The organism is Paracoccus aminovorans (genome assembly GCF_001546115.1).
GTDB lineage: Bacteria > Pseudomonadota > Alphaproteobacteria > Rhodobacterales > Rhodobacteraceae > Paracoccus > Paracoccus aminovorans_B.
Genome location: NZ_KQ955209.1, coordinates 209,505 through 225,795, shown reverse-complemented (window position 1 = coordinate 225,795; position 16,291 = coordinate 209,505). Strand labels below are relative to the sequence as shown.

At 65.7% G+C, this 16,291-nt stretch carries 15 protein-coding genes and 2 pseudogenes; 7 read left to right on the top strand and 10 right to left on the bottom strand.

Annotated features, from left to right (window positions below; genetic code table 11):
• Nucleotides 1-21 precede the first annotated feature (21 nt).
• The 4 genes from ASV56_RS13035 to ASV56_RS13020 form a co-directional block, all read right to left on the bottom strand.
• Nucleotides 22-582 (bottom strand): hypothetical protein, encoded by a 561-nt coding sequence (locus ASV56_RS13035; protein WP_062562507.1) that lies wholly within the window; start codon nucleotides 580-582, stop codon nucleotides 22-24.
• Nucleotides 579-3,194, bottom strand: a complete 2,616-nt coding sequence (locus tag ASV56_RS13030) for a glycosyltransferase (protein WP_062562506.1) — start codon at nucleotides 3,192-3,194, stop codon at nucleotides 579-581. Before ASV56_RS13030 ends, ASV56_RS13035 begins: the two co-directional genes overlap by 4 nt.
• Nucleotides 3,191-4,489, bottom strand: coding sequence for a DUF6212 domain-containing protein (locus ASV56_RS13025; RefSeq protein ID WP_062562505.1), 1,299 nt, complete (start codon nucleotides 4,487-4,489; stop codon nucleotides 3,191-3,193). Before ASV56_RS13025 ends, ASV56_RS13030 begins: the two co-directional genes overlap by 4 nt.
• A 541-nt stretch (nucleotides 4,490-5,030) precedes the next feature.
• Nucleotides 5,031-6,032, bottom strand: a complete 1,002-nt coding sequence (locus ASV56_RS13020; protein ID WP_062562504.1) for a substrate-binding domain-containing protein — start codon at nucleotides 6,030-6,032, stop codon at nucleotides 5,031-5,033.
• Between the two features lie 155 nt (nucleotides 6,033-6,187).
• Between ASV56_RS13020 and ASV56_RS13015 the strand changes: the two genes are divergently transcribed.
• The 4 genes from ASV56_RS13015 to ASV56_RS12995 all read left to right on the top strand — a co-directional run bounded on the left by ASV56_RS13015 (nucleotide 6,188) and on the right by ASV56_RS12995 (nucleotide 11,150).
• Nucleotides 6,188-7,531, top strand: a complete 1,344-nt coding sequence (locus ASV56_RS13015) for a uracil-xanthine permease family protein (protein WP_018000919.1) — start codon at nucleotides 6,188-6,190, stop codon at nucleotides 7,529-7,531.
• Nucleotides 7,528-8,925 carry an amidohydrolase family protein gene (locus ASV56_RS13010; protein ID WP_062562503.1) on the top strand — a complete coding sequence of 466 codons (1,398 nt, stop codon included), beginning with the start codon at nucleotides 7,528-7,530 and terminating at the stop codon, nucleotides 8,923-8,925. The genes ASV56_RS13015 and ASV56_RS13010 overlap by 4 nt, the downstream gene beginning before the upstream one ends.
• Nucleotides 8,922-9,632 carry a sulfite exporter TauE/SafE family protein gene (locus ASV56_RS13005; RefSeq protein WP_062562502.1) on the top strand — a complete coding sequence of 237 codons (711 nt, stop codon included), beginning with the start codon at nucleotides 8,922-8,924 and terminating at the stop codon, nucleotides 9,630-9,632. The genes ASV56_RS13010 and ASV56_RS13005 overlap by 4 nt, the downstream gene beginning before the upstream one ends.
• Nucleotides 9,633-10,002: 370 nt before the next feature.
• A protein-coding gene (locus ASV56_RS12995) for an IS3 family transposase (RefSeq protein ID WP_437435906.1) occupies nucleotides 10,003-11,150 on the top strand; the annotation gives its coding sequence in 2 pieces (ribosomal slippage) (nucleotides 10,003-10,258 and nucleotides 10,258-11,150; 1,149 coding nt in all).
• A 120-nt stretch (nucleotides 11,151-11,270) separates the two neighbouring features.
• Here the strand turns inward: ASV56_RS12995 and ASV56_RS24910 are convergent.
• From ASV56_RS24910 to ASV56_RS24905, 6 genes and pseudogenes are all read right to left on the bottom strand, one after another.
• Nucleotides 11,271-11,393 carry an integrase core domain-containing protein gene (locus tag ASV56_RS24910; RefSeq protein ID WP_156429228.1) on the bottom strand — a complete coding sequence of 41 codons (123 nt, stop codon included), beginning with the start codon at nucleotides 11,391-11,393 and terminating at the stop codon, nucleotides 11,271-11,273.
• A 30-nt stretch (nucleotides 11,394-11,423) separates the two neighbouring features.
• Nucleotides 11,424-12,005, bottom strand: a pseudogene (locus ASV56_RS22815) (IS66 family transposase); the annotation flags it as partial.
• 163 nt (nucleotides 12,006-12,168) lie between these two features.
• Nucleotides 12,169-13,179: a zinc-binding alcohol dehydrogenase family protein gene (locus ASV56_RS12985; RefSeq protein WP_156429161.1), complete on the bottom strand. Its 1,011-nt coding sequence runs from the start codon at nucleotides 13,177-13,179 to the stop codon at nucleotides 12,169-12,171.
• A gap of 272 nt (nucleotides 13,180-13,451) precedes the next feature.
• Nucleotides 13,452-13,532 (bottom strand): annotated as a pseudogene (locus tag ASV56_RS25055) (hypothetical protein); the annotation flags it as partial.
• A gap of 248 nt (nucleotides 13,533-13,780) precedes the next feature.
• Nucleotides 13,781-14,200, bottom strand: coding sequence for an ankyrin repeat domain-containing protein (locus ASV56_RS12980; protein ID WP_062562500.1), 420 nt, complete (start codon nucleotides 14,198-14,200; stop codon nucleotides 13,781-13,783).
• A gap of 33 nt (nucleotides 14,201-14,233) precedes the next feature.
• A complete protein-coding gene (locus ASV56_RS24905; RefSeq protein ID WP_367577102.1) occupies nucleotides 14,234-14,509 on the bottom strand; it encodes an ankyrin repeat domain-containing protein in 276 nt (91 codons plus the stop codon).
• Between ASV56_RS24905 and ASV56_RS12975 the strand changes: the two genes are divergently transcribed.
• From ASV56_RS12975 to ASV56_RS12965, 3 genes are all read left to right on the top strand, one after another.
• Entirely contained in the window at nucleotides 14,510-14,917 is a 408-nt protein-coding gene (locus tag ASV56_RS12975; protein WP_062562499.1) for a helix-turn-helix domain-containing protein, read from the top strand.
• Nucleotides 14,914-15,264, top strand: coding sequence for an IS66 family insertion sequence element accessory protein TnpB (tnpB, locus tag ASV56_RS12970; RefSeq protein ID WP_062562498.1), 351 nt, complete (start codon nucleotides 14,914-14,916; stop codon nucleotides 15,262-15,264). Before ASV56_RS12975 ends, tnpB begins: the two co-directional genes overlap by 4 nt.
• Before the next feature lie 230 nt (nucleotides 15,265-15,494).
• Nucleotides 15,495-16,283: a metallophosphoesterase family protein gene (locus ASV56_RS12965; RefSeq protein ID WP_062562497.1), complete on the top strand. Its 789-nt coding sequence runs from the start codon at nucleotides 15,495-15,497 to the stop codon at nucleotides 16,281-16,283.
• Nucleotides 16,284-16,291: the final 8 nt, after the last annotated feature.

Sequence of the window (16,291 nt, the reverse complement as noted above, 5' to 3'; positions counted from 1 at the left end):
CGGCACGACCGCGGGGATTGCTCAGACCAGCGTGGCCGCCAGGCCGCCCAGGATCAGGCGCGAGGCCGGCTGTCGCAGGTGGATGATGATCCGCCGCGCCGTATTGCCGTCCGAGACCTGGGGCAGCGGCAGGCTGCACAGCGACAGGGAATCGCGCATGATGCGCCATTCGACATGGCCGCTGTCCTCGGTCGAGCCGTCCTCGTCGAAGCTGCGCAGGAACACGTCGGCGACCAGCGGCGTCTCGGCGGCGAGGTTGCATTCGATGAAGCATTTCGAGGCCAGCTTCGAGGAATCCGGCAGCGGCGTTTCCAGCGTCATCCATTGCTGGCCGGCGCCGCGCAGCTCGACCGCGCGCAGATCATCCGGCGTGGCCATGACGTCACAGCGCGTCCCGTTCGGCAGGCAGATGCCCAGGGCCGGCGTCACGGTGTTGTAGCCGCCGGTCAGCGCCAGCTTGGGCCGGCCGACCAGGGCCGAGCGTGCCTCGGCCAAAAGGTCGATGCGGCTGGACTGCAGGGCCGTCAGAACCGAGGCCGCCGCTTCGTAATTGCGTAGGGCAGCAGCATAGATGGTCGTCAATTACTCGTCCTTTCCTGAGCATGCATCTGCTTTTCACCGCAGATCGGCTCCTCCCATTTCGTTGCGAGCCAGGCGAGCAGCGGGGCCGCCGCCATTGCCCAGTCGCGCGCGCCGTCCGAGGCGGCGCGGGAAATTCGCCGCAGCTGGTCGCGGTCGCCGTCGAGCGCCAGGATGCGGTGCACGAATCCCGCCTCGCAATTCTCTTCGGGGATCACGAAGCCGGTCACGCCGTCCTCGATGGCCTCGTGCATGGCGCCGACTTCGGTCGCGAGCACCGCCACCCCCAGCCGCTGCGCCTCGAGCACCGACAGCGGCAGCCCCTCGTAATGCGAGGGCAGGACCATGACGTCGGTCGCGGCCAGCAGTTCGGTCAGCGCCTCGGGGCCGCGCATGGCGCCCAGCATCCGCGTCTGCCGGGGAAAGCTGAGCTCGCCTGCGGCATCGACCACAGACTGCCCGGCGATCGACAGCTGGACGCCGGGCAGGTGCCGCGCCAGGGCCGCATAGATCGTCGCAAGCCGGCCGACGCCCTTTTGCGGATCGAGCCGCCCCATGAACAGCACCCGCAGCGGGGCCGTATCGCGGGCCAGGGCCTCGCGCCGTTCGAGCAGCGCCGCGACGCGGGCCGGCGCCAGCGGATAGCCCGGCGCATTGACCACCGGCATCAGCTTGCTGCGCGGAATCCCCTGGGCGTTCAGCCAGCGCGACAGCGTCTGCGAGCAGCTGATGAACAGGTCATAGGCATGCTCATAGGCCAGCGCCAGCTTCGGCGGGCCGTAGTTGCGGCCATAGACGCTGCGCTCGACCAGGTGCTCGTGGTCGATCATCAGGACACCCTGCCGCTTCAGCCGGTCGGCGACCTTGTGCAGCGCGGCGGAATGGGCGTTGATGACCGCATCCATCGAGCAGAGCAGCCCGACCAGGTCGGCGCGCTCCATGCCCTCGCCCCAGCGCGGCTCGGCGGTGCCCATGTATTCGGGGCCGGACCAGTCCAGCGTCGACGCATCGGGCAGCCAGTTCACCGTCGAGAAGGCCTCCAGCGCCCAGCCGTCACCATAGAGCGGCCGGTCGCTGGCGATGAACAGGTGCAGCCGGTGCCCGGCGGCGGCCAGTTCGCGCGCCAGGCTGGCCGCGACCTTTTCCACGCCGCCGAAGTCGAAGATCGGCAGCACCAGGCCGATGTCCTTGCGCCCGGGCTGTTTCAGCAGCGGGAAGATCACCCCGCCCGAGGCGGCGCCGCGCGGGATCTCGACCGCCATGGCGCGGCTGGCGGCGCCGCCCGGGGCGCGCCATTGCCAGCTTTGCGCCAGCGCGGGCCGGAAGCGGCTGCGATGCAGCTGCATCAGGAAGCCGCGCAGCAGTTCGGTCGCGGCCTCGGCCTGCGGGCGCAGGGGCGACATGCCGTCGATCTCCATGCCCCAGCCGGTGACGGCATGCGGGTTCGGCGCGCGCTCGACCTCGCGGATCCAGCCGGCGTCGTCGCGCATGACGATCTCGCGCAGCCGTTCCAGGCCGACGGCAACCCCGTCGGGCATGGTCGCCGGATTGCCCAGGTCGGTATGCACCTGGTGGCCGGATTCCGAGGCCTCGACGAAGAACAGGTCCAGATCCGCCGCGCCGCCCTGCCGTGCCTGCCGCCTTTCGCAGAGCCACAGGAAGTTGCGCATCAGCCGGGCCTGCTTCAGCCGCGCGCTGACGCCCTCGCGCAGCACGATCAGCAGCGCCGGCGCGTGATGGGCATAGGGATCGGCGAAATGCGCGAAGAAGCGCCGCTCGAGATCGGCCAGCGTCACCGTCTCGCTGTGGTCGGGATCGGTGCACAGGATCGCGCTGTCGCCTTCGATGATGGCATAGCGCGGGAAACGCTGCGCCTCGAGCGCCAGCAGCGCCGGGGCCGAGAACAGCCAGCGGTGCTTGTTTTCCAGGAATCGCCGCAGCTCGCCGTCGAGGTCGTGCGAATGCGACAGCATGCTGGCCGGGCGCTTGCGATACAGCAGCACCGGCGCGGCCAGCGGCCGGCCCCGGAACCCGGCCCGCGCCGCCGAAAGCCAGAAATCCCAGTCCTCGTAGCCCTTTTTCATCGTCTCGTCGAAACGGATGCCGGCATCGAAGACCCGGCGCCGGATCAGGCTGCCGGCCTCGCACAGGTTGACATGGGCGTGAAACAGCAGGCTGGGGTCGTGGTCGGCGATGTAATGCGCCCTCTGCCCGAAGAAGTCGAACTCGGGATAGAACCAGTCCTGGTCGGGGTGCTGCGCCAGGGCGCGCTGGCAGGCGGCGGCTGCGCCCTCGACCAGCGTGTTGTCGGCGTCCAGCAGGAACAGCGCCTCGATGTCCGGGTCCGCCGCCAGCGCCGCCCTGATGCCCCGGTTGCGCGCCGCGCTGAGGCCGGCATTCGGGAAATGCAGCGCCAGCATGGAATCGCCCATGATCGCCTGCCAGCTGGCAAGGCTGGCGCGGGTCTCGGCGTGCTCGCAGCCGTCGTCGATCACCACCAGCCGGCGGATCGCGCCCGTGGCCATCTCGCGATGCACGGCGGCGATGGCATCGTCCAGCAGGACCGGGTGACCCTTGGTCGGGATGATAATCGAGATCTGCTCCGTTGTGGTCATTGCAGCGCCTGCGGCACGTTGTTGCGACGGGCGATGCGGAAGCCGCGGAACAGCCCCCAGCTCAGATCGTTCGGCTGGTCCGTGGCCAGCGAGACGGCCAGCAGGATATCGGCGCGCCCGACGATGGGCTCGACCGGGATGCAATGCGCCTGCGACCAGCCATGCGGCGGCAGGCCATGCACCCAGGGGCCCATGCGGCGCTGCCAATAGCCGTCCTCGTCCACCTGGCCATGCGGCGCCACGCCGACGCTGAAGTTCAGGCTGGGCGCGCGGGGATGGCCCACGTTCACCAGCGCCGAGATATGCGACAGCGCCGGCAGTTCGACGTCGCGGATCACCGCGCAGACCGGCCCGTGGCGCGAGGGATGCACCAGGATGGCATCCTCGTTCTCCCAGAAGGCGGCCGAGATGTGGTCTCTGGCCAGCGGCGGCGTCGAGAACAGTTCGGGACGCGGCAATTCCGAGGGCGTGATGAAATTCGCGTCCCCGGCGCCAAGGCTGTCCTTGCCCGATCCGACCGCGGCAACCTCGGGCAGATGGACGCCGGGCAGCGATTTCCAGACCCGCAGCGCTAGGACATGGTCCTGCGCGGCCTCTCCCTCGGCCCGGGCGGCGAAGGCGGGATCGGGCACCGCATGGCCCAGCCCCAGCACGCAGGGGCTTTCGCCCCGCCAGGACAATTGCAGGGCGCAATCCTGTTCGGGTCCGCGAAGCGGCGTCGACAGCGCAAAGCGCAGCCAGCCCGCCTCGACCCCGGCCAGGGCCGGCGCGGGCGCCAGGGCGATGCTGTTGCCCGAGGCGCAGAGGATGCGGCATTCGAGCCGCGCGATATCCTCTTGCAGTGCCGCCGGCACCCAGAGGTCGACCGCGGCGATCGAAGCGGCGCCCGTCGGCAGGCGCTGCGTCAGCGCCGCGCCCGGGTTAAGGCTGACCATCACGCCAATGGGATCCCAGGACAGGGCGCGCATGAATCGCGGATTGCCCAGCGTATAAAGGAAATCCTCGACGGACTTCAGGTTCTGCTCAAGGGCTTGATTTTCCGCGCGTAATATCGCGGCGGAAAGCCGTGCGCATCCGGCGTCTTCCTCGCTGGCATTGAGCTGGGTCAGAAGCAGCTCGATAATATCGAGAAAAAGCTTCTCCTTGTTCCCGGGATCGAACAGGAATCGGGGCACGTCATTCAGGAACTCCGGCAGCTTGACGGTTTTCCGGGCCGCCGCGTTTTTCAGGACTATGGCCAGGGGCCGCTGCCCCGGCGGTAGAAACTCATTTGCACTTCGGCTGCCGATTTCCATGCAGGATATTGAACAGGAACGAATTACTTCCTCAACAAGGCTCTTGAGCCCGTTTTGGACCAGCACGACCGCGCGCATTATAGTACGACCTCCGAACAGAGACAGATGGCGTCTCGAAGAGATTATATGAATACCAAGAAATTACGGATGCACCTTACCCATACAAATTGTGCATCCTTGCGGGCAGGAGTCGTGCCGAACCGCCCCGGTGCGATCGAGCCGTGAAACGATCACTCAACGCCAGGCTGCAAATAGGCCGGAACCGCAGAGCCGTCAATTGGTTAATGCGTGAACAAATTGAATTTTAGATGACAGCTTGCGCGGGACAAGGCTTTTATTGGTTCAATTTGACTGCAATATGCGGCGCATAAGCTTCGATATACTTTCGAAAACTGTGTTATGCTTGTATGGAGCGCGAGAATCCGCCTAGTCCTGATGGTGACCGGCTGTTTGCGCCTTCGCCGCAGGACGCGGCAAACTGACCAAAAGTCGCGCATTTCGTGAAGGAAGGAAATGGCCGCGAAGCTGAAGGCGTTCGGCCTCAGCTTCGCCTCTGCGATGAACGCCTGACGATCAGCTCGGGAAGGTCGGCCTCGATCATTCGGCTGGAGCCCTCGATCTGGTCCAGCAGCAGATGGACGGCTTTTTCTGCGATTGCCGGCAGGTGCAGATCGACCGCTGTCAGGGGAGGCTGGGACAGCTTGGCCCTGACCCCGTCATAGCGGGTGACCAGGCGCAGGCGATCCGGCACCGTCCATCCGAGTTCCTGCGCCGCACGCATCGCGCCGCTGGCGAAGGCGTCGATGGCCGCGAAGATGCCGTCGATCGACGGGTTCGCGCGCAGCAGCTGCAACGTCTCCTGATACGCGGTGTCCTCGGCTTCTTCCTCGCCCATGCGGACGAGCAGGGACGACCCGCCAAATCGCGTGACAAAAGCCTCATAGGCTGCGGCGCTTTCGATCTGACTGGTCCGGGGGGCCGAGCCGATCAGCGCAGCAACGCGATGGCATCCCTGCTGTGCCAGATGATCCAGCAACAGGGCGGCGGTTTCGCGCGAACGGATGTTCACCGCCGGGATGTCGGGACGATCGGGCACCGTCCCGATGGAGACGATCGGCGTCTTGCGCTGCTCGAAATAGGCGACCAGCGGATCGTCGCGCATCGGCTCGACCAGGATCACGCCGTCGAAACCGACCGACCCCTTGCCCTGCGCCGCGGGATGCGGCGGGATCAGGCACAGGGCAAGGTCGCGCGTCAGGGCCGACATCGCGGCGGAAGCCGCAATCTCCATCAGGAAGCCCAGCCGCGACGGCCCGGCCGCGACCGCAAAGGGCATCGACGAGGCAAGCGCGATCACGCCTGTCCGCCCGCTGCGCAGCGCCCGTGCCATCGAGCTTGGATGATAGCCCATCTGGTCCGCAAGCGCCTGGATCCGCTTAGCGGTTTCGGGATCCACATGGCGGCGGCCGCTGAAGGCATGGGACACGGTCGTAACCGATACCCCCGCGGCCTTCGCCAGATCCGAGATGGTGGGTTTGTTCACTCTTTGCTCATTCATCTGATCCCCGCCGTCACATTACCAGCATCGGCCGCCATCGCAACAAAACGATTTGCACGAATCGGTTTCCGTGCTATTCGGCGTGGTAGCAAAACGATTTGCATAAGCAGACGAACGCATCTCAACAGGGGAAATCCAACATGCCGACTGCGATAGATTCCGTTCCGCCAACCGATCCCGTGGACGAAAGGCTGCCGCTCAAGGATCTGATCCTTTACGGGTTCCAGCATGTGCTGGTGATGGCCGCCTCGCCGATCACGGCGGTGTTCCTGGTCGCGCAGACGCTGGGCTTCGATGCGGGCCTGACCGTCTCGATCATCAGCGCCACCTTCCTGGTCTGCGGCCTCGGCTCGATCCTGCAAAGCTTCGGGCCTGCCGGCTTCGGCGCAAGGCTGCCCTTCATCATGGTCCCGGGTGGCGCGCCGATTGCGATCTTTCTCGCCATCGCCACACAGACCGACGTGCAGACCGCCGTCGGTGCGGTGCTGATGACCGGCGTCTTCTATTTCCTGGCCCTGCCGGTCTTTCGGCGCCTGCTGCGGTTCTTTCCGCCGATCGTGGTCGGCACCATGCTGCTGCTGGTCGCGGTGAACCTGGTCAAGATCTATGGCGGCACCATCACCGGGCGCTCGGGCGAGGCGCATTTCGCCGATCCGGTCAATGTCGGACTGGCGCTGGCGACCATCGCGCTGACCGTGATCTTTTCGCGCGTGTTCACCGGCACGTTGCAGCGCATCTCGGTCATGCTGGGGCTGATCGCGGGCACGCTGCTGGCGGCCGCCCTGGGCAGGCTGGATGTGTCGGGCGTGATGCAGGGTCCGCTGATCGCGGTGCCGCAGTTGTTCCCCTTCGGGATGCCCAAGTTCGATATCGTTGCGGCGCTGCCGCTGATCATCTTCTCGATCATCTCGATGGCCGAGGCGACCGGCCAGACCATCGCCACGGCCGAGATCGTGGACCGCAAGGGCGACGCCCATGCCATCGTGCCGCGCACCATCCGCGGCGATGCGGTGGCCTCGATCGTGGGCAGCATGTTCGGAACCTCGCTGATCATCACCTCGGGCGAGAACGTGGGCATCGTGCGCGCCACGGGTGTCCGCTCACGCTATGTCACGGCGATGGCGGGGGTGATCCTGGTCGTGATCGCGCTGATCGCGCCGGTCTCGCGGCTGGCGAGCGTCCTGCCCGGTCCGGTCGTGGGCGGCACGGCGATCATCGTGTTTTCCATCATCGGCGTGATCGGCATCCATGTCCTGTCCCGCGTGGACCTGCGCGAACACGGCGCGATGTTCACGCTGGCCTCGGGCCTGGCCATGGGGCTGATGCCGATCCTGGTGCCCGGGGTCTATAGCCAGTTCCCGCAATGGTCGCAGATGATCCTGGGCAATGGCCTGGCGATGGGCACAATCACGGCGGCGCTCGTCAATGCCTTCTTCCAGTTCAACGCCCCAAAACCCCTCGAAAACACGGAGCATGCCCAATGATCGACCTGCGCCCGACCTTTGCCCGGACCGACAACCTGATCGTCGCGCCCGGCCGGCTGCTGGCGGATGACGGGCCGCAGCCGGGCATGGCCGTGCTGCTGCAGGGCGGGCGCTTTGCCGATATCGGCACGGCCGCCGCGCTGCGCGCCCGCCATCCCGATGCAAGGGTCGCCGAGCTGCCCGATCACCTGATGATGCCGGGCTTCATCGACACCCATACCCATCTGACGCAGTCGCTGGGCAAGTCGCTGGTCTTCGGCGAACCCTCCGAGATCTTTCGCCGGATCTGGGTGCCGCTGGAGGGCAGCCTGGACGAGCACATGGTCTATCTGTCCTCGAAACTGGCGGCCCTGGAATGTTTGCGTGGCGGCTTCACCACGGCCGTCGATGCCGGCACCCGGTCCGCCGGGCATATCGGCAAGCTGGTCGAGGCCGCGCGCGAGACGGGGTTGCGCCTGGTCGTGGCGCAGATCTGCAACGATCTGGGCGGGGCGGCGGTGGTTCCCGACCGCGCCGCGATCCTGCGCTTGGCCGAAGCGCACCTGACTGCCTATCAGGGCGATCCGCTGATCCATCCGTCGCTGGCGATCTCGATCCCCGAAGTGGCCAGCGACGCGATGCTGCGCGCCATCGCGGCGATGGCGGCGGCGGCGGGCGCGACGTTCCAGACGCATGTGAACGAGCATCTGGTGGCGGTCGAACGCTCGCTGGTCGCCCATGGCCGTCGCCCGCTGGAGCATTTGGCCCATGTCGGCGCGCTTGGTCCGCAAACCCTGATCGCGCATTCGACGCTGATCACGCCGTCCGAGATGAACCTGCTGCGCGATACCGGCGCGGCTGTCGCCTATAACCCCGTGGCCTCGGTCTGGAAGGGGAACGCGGTGGCGCCCGCCTTGCAGATGCAGGCGCTTGGCATCCGCTTCGGCCTGGGCACCGATGGCACCCGCGCCGACGGCTTCCGGCTGATGGATGCGGCGGAAGCCATGCAGCGCACCGCCTATGGCCTGGCCTCGGGCGACAGTTCCTGCGGCGGCGGCTGGCTGTGGCTGGATGCCGCCACGCGGATGGCGGCCGAGGCCAGCGGTCTGGCGGCCGTCACCGGCCGCATCGCGCCGGGCCTCGCCGCCGACTTCTTGCTGGTCGATCTGGACCGGCCCGAGTTCACCCCGTCCCATGACCTGACCTGGGAACTGGTGCGCTATGGCAACCGCGACCAGATCGACGCGGTGTTCACGGATGGCCGGTTGCGCATGGTGCAGGGCTGGCCGGTCGATTGGGACGCTCGCGCCCTGCTGGCCGAGATCCGCGGCCTTGCCGCGCCGGCCATTGCCAAGGCCCCGATCCAGCGGATTCATGCAACGGCAGACAGCCTGTTCCCCGGGAGGTTGGCGTGACCTTGACGATCTTCCTGACCCTCTCGCTTCTGGTTGCTGCCTCTGCCTTCGTGCAGGGCGCCGTCGGCATCGGCTTTGCCCTGATCATGGCGCCGGTCTTCGGCTTCATCGACGCGAGCTATCTTCCGGTGACGCTGCTGGTCCTGATGCTGCCGCTGAATTTCCTCGTCGCCTGGCGCGAGCGGCACATGATCGACCGGCGCGGCGCCGGCTGGATCACGCTCGGGCGGTTCTTCGGCACCTTCCTGGGCATGGCGGTGCTGATCGCGCTGTCCGTCCGCCAGCTGGAGATCGCGGTCGGCCTTCTGACCGTGCTGGCCGCCGTCGTGGCGCTGCTGTCGCCGCCCTTCGCCCCCCGCCCGCAGGCATCCCTGGGCGTCGGCCTGTTCACGGGGGTGACGGAAACCGCGACGGGGATCGGCGGCCCGCCGCTTGCGCTTCTCTACCAGCACGCGCCGGGCCCGATCCTGCGGTCGACCGTCGCCACCTGCTTTCTGGTGGGCGAGGCGATCTCGCTGGTGATCCTGCTGATCGCCGGGCGCATCGGACAGGACCAGATGCTGGCGGCGCTTTCCCTGATCCCGGCGGTGCTGATCGGCAGCGCGCTGTCCCGCAGCGTCCATTCCCGCATCAATGGCCCCGCCTTGCGCCTGGCGGTGCTGATCTTCTCGATCGTCAGCGGCGCGGCCCTGATGCTGAAGGGATAACCAACTGCCGGCTGCCGTTCGCAAAGACCGGGCGGCGGTTGGTTTCGCTGCCATTCATCCTGTCGCGTCGGCTTGGCATGGCCAGCGGGGGGCACGCTCGGACATCTTTTGCCTTCCTGCCTGCGCGGTTGTCCACTCTCGGTAATCTCCGCCGGTTCTTAACCTATTTTATCTTCTGGCTGAGCGAGCGGCGCGGTGCGCCAGGTGAATTTCACCGCAGCTCCAGACGCTAATGCCCTGGATTGGCGAAAAAATCCGACCTGCTATGACCAGTACTCGCTCTGGTTGCTTGAGCTGCTCCCCGGAAATCGGACAGTGACGGAAGCTACGATCTGACGTTTGCTGGTCTCCAAGAACGAGGAGATCAGGAATGCGGAAACGCAGAAACCATGACGCGGGCTTCAAGGCGCGCGTGGCGCTCGAGGCCGTTAAGGGCGAGCGCACTGTGTCAGAGCTGGCGGGCGAATACGGCGTGCATCCGACGATGATCCATCAATGGAAGAAGGCGCTGCTCGACGGAGCTGCGGATATCTTCGAGCGCGGCGGCAAGAAGCCCTCGACGGAGGTGGATGAAGAGACGGTCCGATCACTGCATGCCAAGATCGGGGAGCTGGCTGTCGCCAACGATTTTTTGTCACGAAAGCTCAAGCCGTGGACCGGAAAGTGAGGCGTGGGATGATCGAACGGAACCACCCGGCGCTGTCCATCGGGGCGCAGTGCCGCCTGCTGTCGATCTCGCGCTCGTCGTTCTACCACGAGCCGGCTGGAGAGACGGATCAGAACCTCGGCCTGATGCGGCTGATCGACCGGCAGTTCCTCGACACGCCGTTCTATGGGGTTCGCCAGATGACCTGGCATCTGCAGAACGAAGGCCATGGCGTGAACCAGAAGCGCATCCGGCGGCTGATGCGGCTCATGCGCCTGATGCCGATCTACCAGAAGCCCAACACCAGCAAGCCGAGAAAGGGCCACAAGACCTGGCCCTACCTGCTGGGCGGGCTGCGGGTGGATCGTCCCGGCCAGGTCTGGTGCGCCGATATCACCTACCTGCCGATGCGGCGCGGCTTCCTGTATCTGGTGGCCATCATGGACTGGTTCACACGCAAGGTTCTGGCCTGGCGCATCTCGAACACGCTGGAGGCCGACTTCTGCGTTGAGGCGCTGAAGGAGGCCATCCACCGCTTCGGCGCGCCGGGGATCATGAACACTGACCAGGGCAGCCAGTTCACGTCCTTCGCCTGGACAGATCGGCTAAAGCGCGTCGGCACCCGCATCTCGATGGACGGCAAGGGGCGGTGCATCGACAATGTCTTCATCGAGCGCCTGTGGCGGTCCCTGAAATACGAATGCGTCTACCTGCATGCCTGGGAAACGGGGTCACAGGCCAAGGCTGCCATTGGCCGATGGATCACCTTCTACAACCACCAGAGGCCCCACACCGCCCATGGTGGACGGCCACCCGCCGTGGTTTACTTCAACAATATCGAAATCGATCAGCAAGCGCAGGCAGTAGCTTAAATATCCCCGAAAACTGTCCAAGGATCGGGGAGTAGCTCACAACACACGATTTGCGCGTCCATGTGCGCGGACATGCCGAGTGAGCTGCTTCCCCGATCCTTGGACAGATTTCCGGCGCGTCTAAGCTACTGTCTGCGCCTGCTGATCGGTTTCTATGCTGTTGAAGTAGAACACGGCGGGCGGCTGCCCGCCATGGGCGGTGTGAGGCCGTTGGTGGTTGTAGAAGGTGATCCAGCGACCGATTGCAGGTAACCATCCGGCGTGGGCCGCGGTTTAGGCCGCTCGGCGAAGTTCGGAGGCCTTCCAATTCCATGGCAGCAGATCCGGCACCCGAGAAGCCTTCGTGTCAGGCAGCCGGGCCAGGATATCGGCGAGCCAGGCCTGAGGATCGACATCGTTCATCTTCGCGGTGACGATCAGGGAATACATGAAAGCCGCGCGGTCCCCACCGCGCTCGGAGCCGGCGAAGAGCCAGGACTTCCGGGCAAGCGCGATGCCACGCAGCGCCCGCTCCGCGGCATTGTTCGTCAGGCAGACTCTGCCGTCCTCGATGAACCGGGTGAAGGCAAGCCAGCGCTGCGCCTTGAACATGTAGTCGATCGCCTTGGCGACCGGGTTGTGCTTCGACATCCGGCCACGCTCGGCACGCAGCCAGCCATGAAGCTCCTCGACCAGAGGCTTGGACCGTTGGTGCCTGGCTGCCTGCCGTTCTGCGACGGTCAGCCCATTGATGCCGCGCTCGATGTCGAAGATCGCGTCGATCCGGGCGATGGCCTCCAGCGCGACGGGGGAGATGTCATGGGCGGGTTTGCCTTTCCGGGCATTCCCCTTGATATCGGCGAGCTCGAAGATCTGCGCCGCAGTTGCTGCGGCACTTCGCGTTTAAAATCATCGTTGGCTCGGGGGATGCAGCAGCACACCAGCTGGGATCGACCTGCGGAGCTACTGTGTAACTGCACTGGCCTGTGTTGACCGGTGCAGTTTGGGCGGCGGGGAATGGCGCCGCCCCTCAGCAGGGTCAGAACCCTCCGAGGACGATCTTGCCCTTTGACTTGCCTGATTCAAGCAAGGCGTGGGCGCGCTTGAGGTTTTCGGCATTGATCTTGCCAAAATTCTCGGTCGCCGTGGTTTTGATCCGGCCTTCATCGACCAGGGCACTGACCCGGGTCAGCAGGTCATGCTGCTTGTCGATATCAGCTGTGCCGAACAGCGAGCGTGTGAACATCAGTTCCCAGTGCAGGGAGATCGACTTGCGCTTCAGCGGCAGAGCACTGAGCTCTTTCGGGTCGTCGATCAGGCCGAAGCGGCCCTGCGGCGCAATGAGTTCGACGATCTGGGCGTAGTGATCAGCGGTATTCGTGGTCGAAAAGACAAAGGCGGGCTGGCCAAGGCCCAAGGCCTCGATCTGAGCGGCGATGGGCTGGCGGTGGTCAATGACGTGATGGGCACCAAGCGACTTCGCCCAATCTTGAGTTTCTGGTCGGGAAGCGGTGGCAATGACGGTCAGGTCGGTTAGCGCTCGGGCGATCTGGATCGCGATCGAGCCGACACCTCCCGCGCCACCGATGATCACGATTGCCCTGGCAGCACCCGGCACTGGATCGGTCACCCGCAACCGGTCGAAAAGCATCTCCCAAGCGGTGATCGACGTCAGGGGCAGTGCGGCCGCGGCTGCGAAATCGAGCGTAGCGGGCTTCTTGCCGACGATGCGCTCATCCACCAGGTGGAATTCGGCATTGGTGCCGGTGCGGTTGATGGCGCCAGCATAAAATACCTCGTCGCCTGGCTTGAACAATGTCGCATCGGGGCCGGCCGCGACGACCACACCGGCGGCATCCCAGCCCAGAACCTTCCAGTGCCCGGGCTCGGGGCGTGCCGAGCCGCGCGCCTTGGTGTCCACAGGGTTGACCGAAATGGCGCGGACTTCAACGAGGATGTCTCGCCCGGTGGGCGTCGGGCGGGCATACCCGCCATGCCGACCCCGCGCGACAATCTCGATCTGCGGATGACGTCGCAGCCAGGCGGCCACAGTCGCGGGCTCCCGATCCGGCAGGAGGTCGATGACAGCACGGCGCTCGAGATCACAGACCAGGGTGCCGTAGCGCTGCCCCTTGCGCCACGCCCAGTCGTCAATGCCGACGACACGCGGTCGCGGAAGCGGCCCGTTCGCCGACCATGCGGCTGCGCGAGAGAGACCGGGACTGCCTCGCTAAACGTCTTGACCGGGCATTGCGCAATCAGACATCGGAACCGTCGCACCGAAAGGCGCAGCTGAACAGTTCGGCCGTGGGCGGGCAGATCTGCGAGACTGCGGACATAGCGCCCATGTCGGTGCGCCGACCGGAAGCCGCACTCCGGACAGAACGCTTCGGACCGGATCATCTCCGCATCAACCGAAATCAAAGCGCCGTCCACCCGTATCCGGTTGCGCGCATCCCCTCAGGCAAGAGCTTGGTATCGTAGCCTGCCTGCATGATGTCCACCTCCTTGAGCAAACACGCTAAATGTAGAGCTGGCGCATACGGACATCACACAATCTGCGTCAGAGCCCTTATTCCAGTAACTGTCCGGTCTGACCGCCCTGCCGCGGTCTGAGAGTGCCGGATAGTGCCCACTATCGATGGTGGACACTATGGTGCTTGCGTGGCGCGTCGGACGAAGCGGCTTTGGCCTTTTTCAGCGGCAGGGATCAGCGCAGTGCCGCCGAAGCGGTTGGTGCTCTGCAGGTCCGCGCCGTTGTCCAGGATCAGGCGCAGAATCTCGACGCGGCCATGCGCTCCCGCGACAAGGTAGGGGCTGTCGCTGATCTGGTCCTTTGCATTCACGTCGGCACCGGCGGCGATCAGGCGGCGCGCGGTCTCGACATCGTCGCTCCAGACCGCGACGAGAAGGGCGGTCTGGCCTTGGGCATTGCGTTCATCGACAAAGGTGCCAGCGCTCAGCGCCTGTTCAAGCGCGGCAACGTCCCTGTTCTGGACGGCTTCGAGGACGGCGGCGTTTGCGTGACCGGTGGACATCAGGATCGCTCCCAGAAGAAATAGATTGCGCATGGTTCTCAGCCTTTGCTCAAATCGACAGTCCGGTCACGAAGCCGGTTCAAGCAGGATGACGATCTCAGCGTAGCCGCGCGCTCGGGCATGCTCAAGCGGCGTCACGCCGTCGCGATCGCCGTTCGCTTTGTCGGCGCCGGCATCGACCAGAAGCTTCACGACCTCCTGGAAATCCCTTTTCCCGTCGCCGAGCACCACCGCCTCCATCAAGGCCGTCCAGCCGAGATTGTGTAACCGGTGCAACGACCCCATGTGGCAATGAATCAATGACTTAGCGATACTGTCACCACCTGATGAAGGAGGTGACACATGCTGGACGGAGAGGTCCCCGAGAAGGTTGAAATGGTCTGGGGCTTTGCGGTCCCGACCCGTAGCGGTGGGCGGCGGCAATGGCCTGAGGAACTTCGCGCCATGGTGGTGGAGCGTATCGCGGCCGGCGAAGGGATCCGGGAGATCGCCGAGGAGATCGGGGCCAACAAGTCCCTGGTGGCGATCTGGGTCAAGAACGCGCGGCGCAAAGATTCCGCGCCGGCGTTCTTCGAGGTCGTGCCGCCGACCGAGGTCAAGCCTGGCTGTAAGCCGCGCGTGACGGTTGCCCCGGAAGATGCGGCCCCGAACTGCCGGATCAGCATCGGCGACGCTGATATCGCGATACCGCCCGGCTACCCGGCCGATCACCTGGCCGAGGTGCTGCGCGCGGTGAGGGCCTCGCTGTGATTTCCCCGGCCGGCAGCTTCCGCATCTTTCTGGCATCTGAGCCGATCGATTTCCGCAAGGGCATGGACGGGCTGGTGGCGCATGTCGCCAACCATTTCGACCTCGATCCCTTCGATGGCGCCATCTACGTGTTCCGCTCCCGCCGCGCGGACCGGCTGAAGCTGCTGGTCTGGGACGGCACCGGCCTGGTGCTGACCATGAAGCGCCTGAACGGCGGGCGGTTCACCTGGCCGAAACCGCAGGCCGGGCCGGTGGTGCTGAGCAAGGTGCAGTTCGATGCGCTGTTCGAGGGGATCGACTGGCAGGCCGTGACGGCGGCCTCGGTGCGCAAACCCTCATTCCTCTGACCAATCCGCGGACCGGAAGCTTCCTTCCGGCTTTCACCCGCGCAGCGCCGGGCATGTCGTGCCACGGCTCCGATCCATCATGCCTGCTTTCAAAGGGTATTTCCATGCTGTCCGAACATTTGCACAACCAAGCCGTCGCTCCGCTCTCCATCACTCCACAGGCCAAAGCCGGTCTCGCTCCCAGCAGGATGAGGGTGTCCACCCCGGCTGGCCGCAGGGGCACGCGGTCAATGACCATCCTGATCACCGCCGACCTGCATCTCGACCTCTGGACCCGCGCCGGGCGCGATCCGTTCGCCGGGATCGTGCCGGTGCTGCGTGACCTCGACGCGCTGATCATCGCGGGCGACCTCGCCGATGATCCAAAGCGGAACTGGCCCTGGGCGTTGTCCCGGCTCGCGCGGCTGGTCTCGCCCGCCCGGATCTGGGTCATTCCCGGCAACCATGACTATTATGGCGCCACGCTCGACGATGGCGTTCTGGCCCGGATCGCCTCAGGTGCGGGTGTGAGCCTTGCCCAGAAGCGGGTTCTGACCTTCGGCACCTGTCGCCTGCTGTGCTGCACGCTCTGGACCGATTTCGCGCTGACGGGTGATCCGGAGGTGGCCATGGCGCGGGCTGCAGCAGTAATGCCGGATTACGCCCGAATCCGCCGGGCTGAGGGCGGGCTGATCCGCCCCGGGGACACCGCCGAGATTCACCGCGATCACCTCGACTGGCTGACGCGGGAGATCGCCAAACCCTGGAAAGGGCAGACCATTGTCGTCACCCATCACGCCCCAAGCGCGGCGGTCTCCGGTCCGATTTCCAGCGTCAGCCCGGCCTTCGCCTCGGATCTTGACGGCTGGATCGACGCACACCGGCCCGACTACTGGTTCTTCGGCCATACCCACCGGCCGCTCTCGACCCGCATCCGCGGCGCGCCGGTTGTCAACGTCTCGCTCGGCACTCCCGACGAGGTGCCAGAGGGCGGTCAGGCCGAGCTTCTGCTGCGCGGCCTGATCTTCCCCGGCGCCTGATCGCCATT

What these genes read in the sequence shown, in the direction of transcription:
- ASV56_RS13030 (WP_062562506.1), bottom strand. Translation starts at nt 3,194, where the DNA reads ATGACCACAACGGAGCAGATCTCGATTATCATCCCGACCAAGGGTCAC.
- ASV56_RS13025 (WP_062562505.1), bottom strand. Translation starts at nt 4,489, where the DNA reads ATGGAAATCGGCAGCCGAAGTGCAAATGAGTTTCTACCGCCGGGGCAG.
- ASV56_RS13015 (WP_018000919.1), top strand. Translation starts at nt 6,188, where the DNA reads ATGCCGACTGCGATAGATTCCGTTCCGCCAACCGATCCCGTGGACGAA.
- ASV56_RS13010 (WP_062562503.1), top strand. Translation starts at nt 7,528, where the DNA reads ATGATCGACCTGCGCCCGACCTTTGCCCGGACCGACAACCTGATCGTC.
- ASV56_RS12980 (WP_062562500.1), bottom strand. Translation starts at nt 14,200, where the DNA reads ATGCGCAATCTATTTCTTCTGGGAGCGATCCTGATGTCCACCGGTCAC.
- ASV56_RS12975 (WP_062562499.1), top strand. Translation starts at nt 14,510, where the DNA reads ATGCTGGACGGAGAGGTCCCCGAGAAGGTTGAAATGGTCTGGGGCTTT.
- ASV56_RS12965 (WP_062562497.1), top strand. Translation starts at nt 15,495, where the DNA reads ATGACCATCCTGATCACCGCCGACCTGCATCTCGACCTCTGGACCCGC.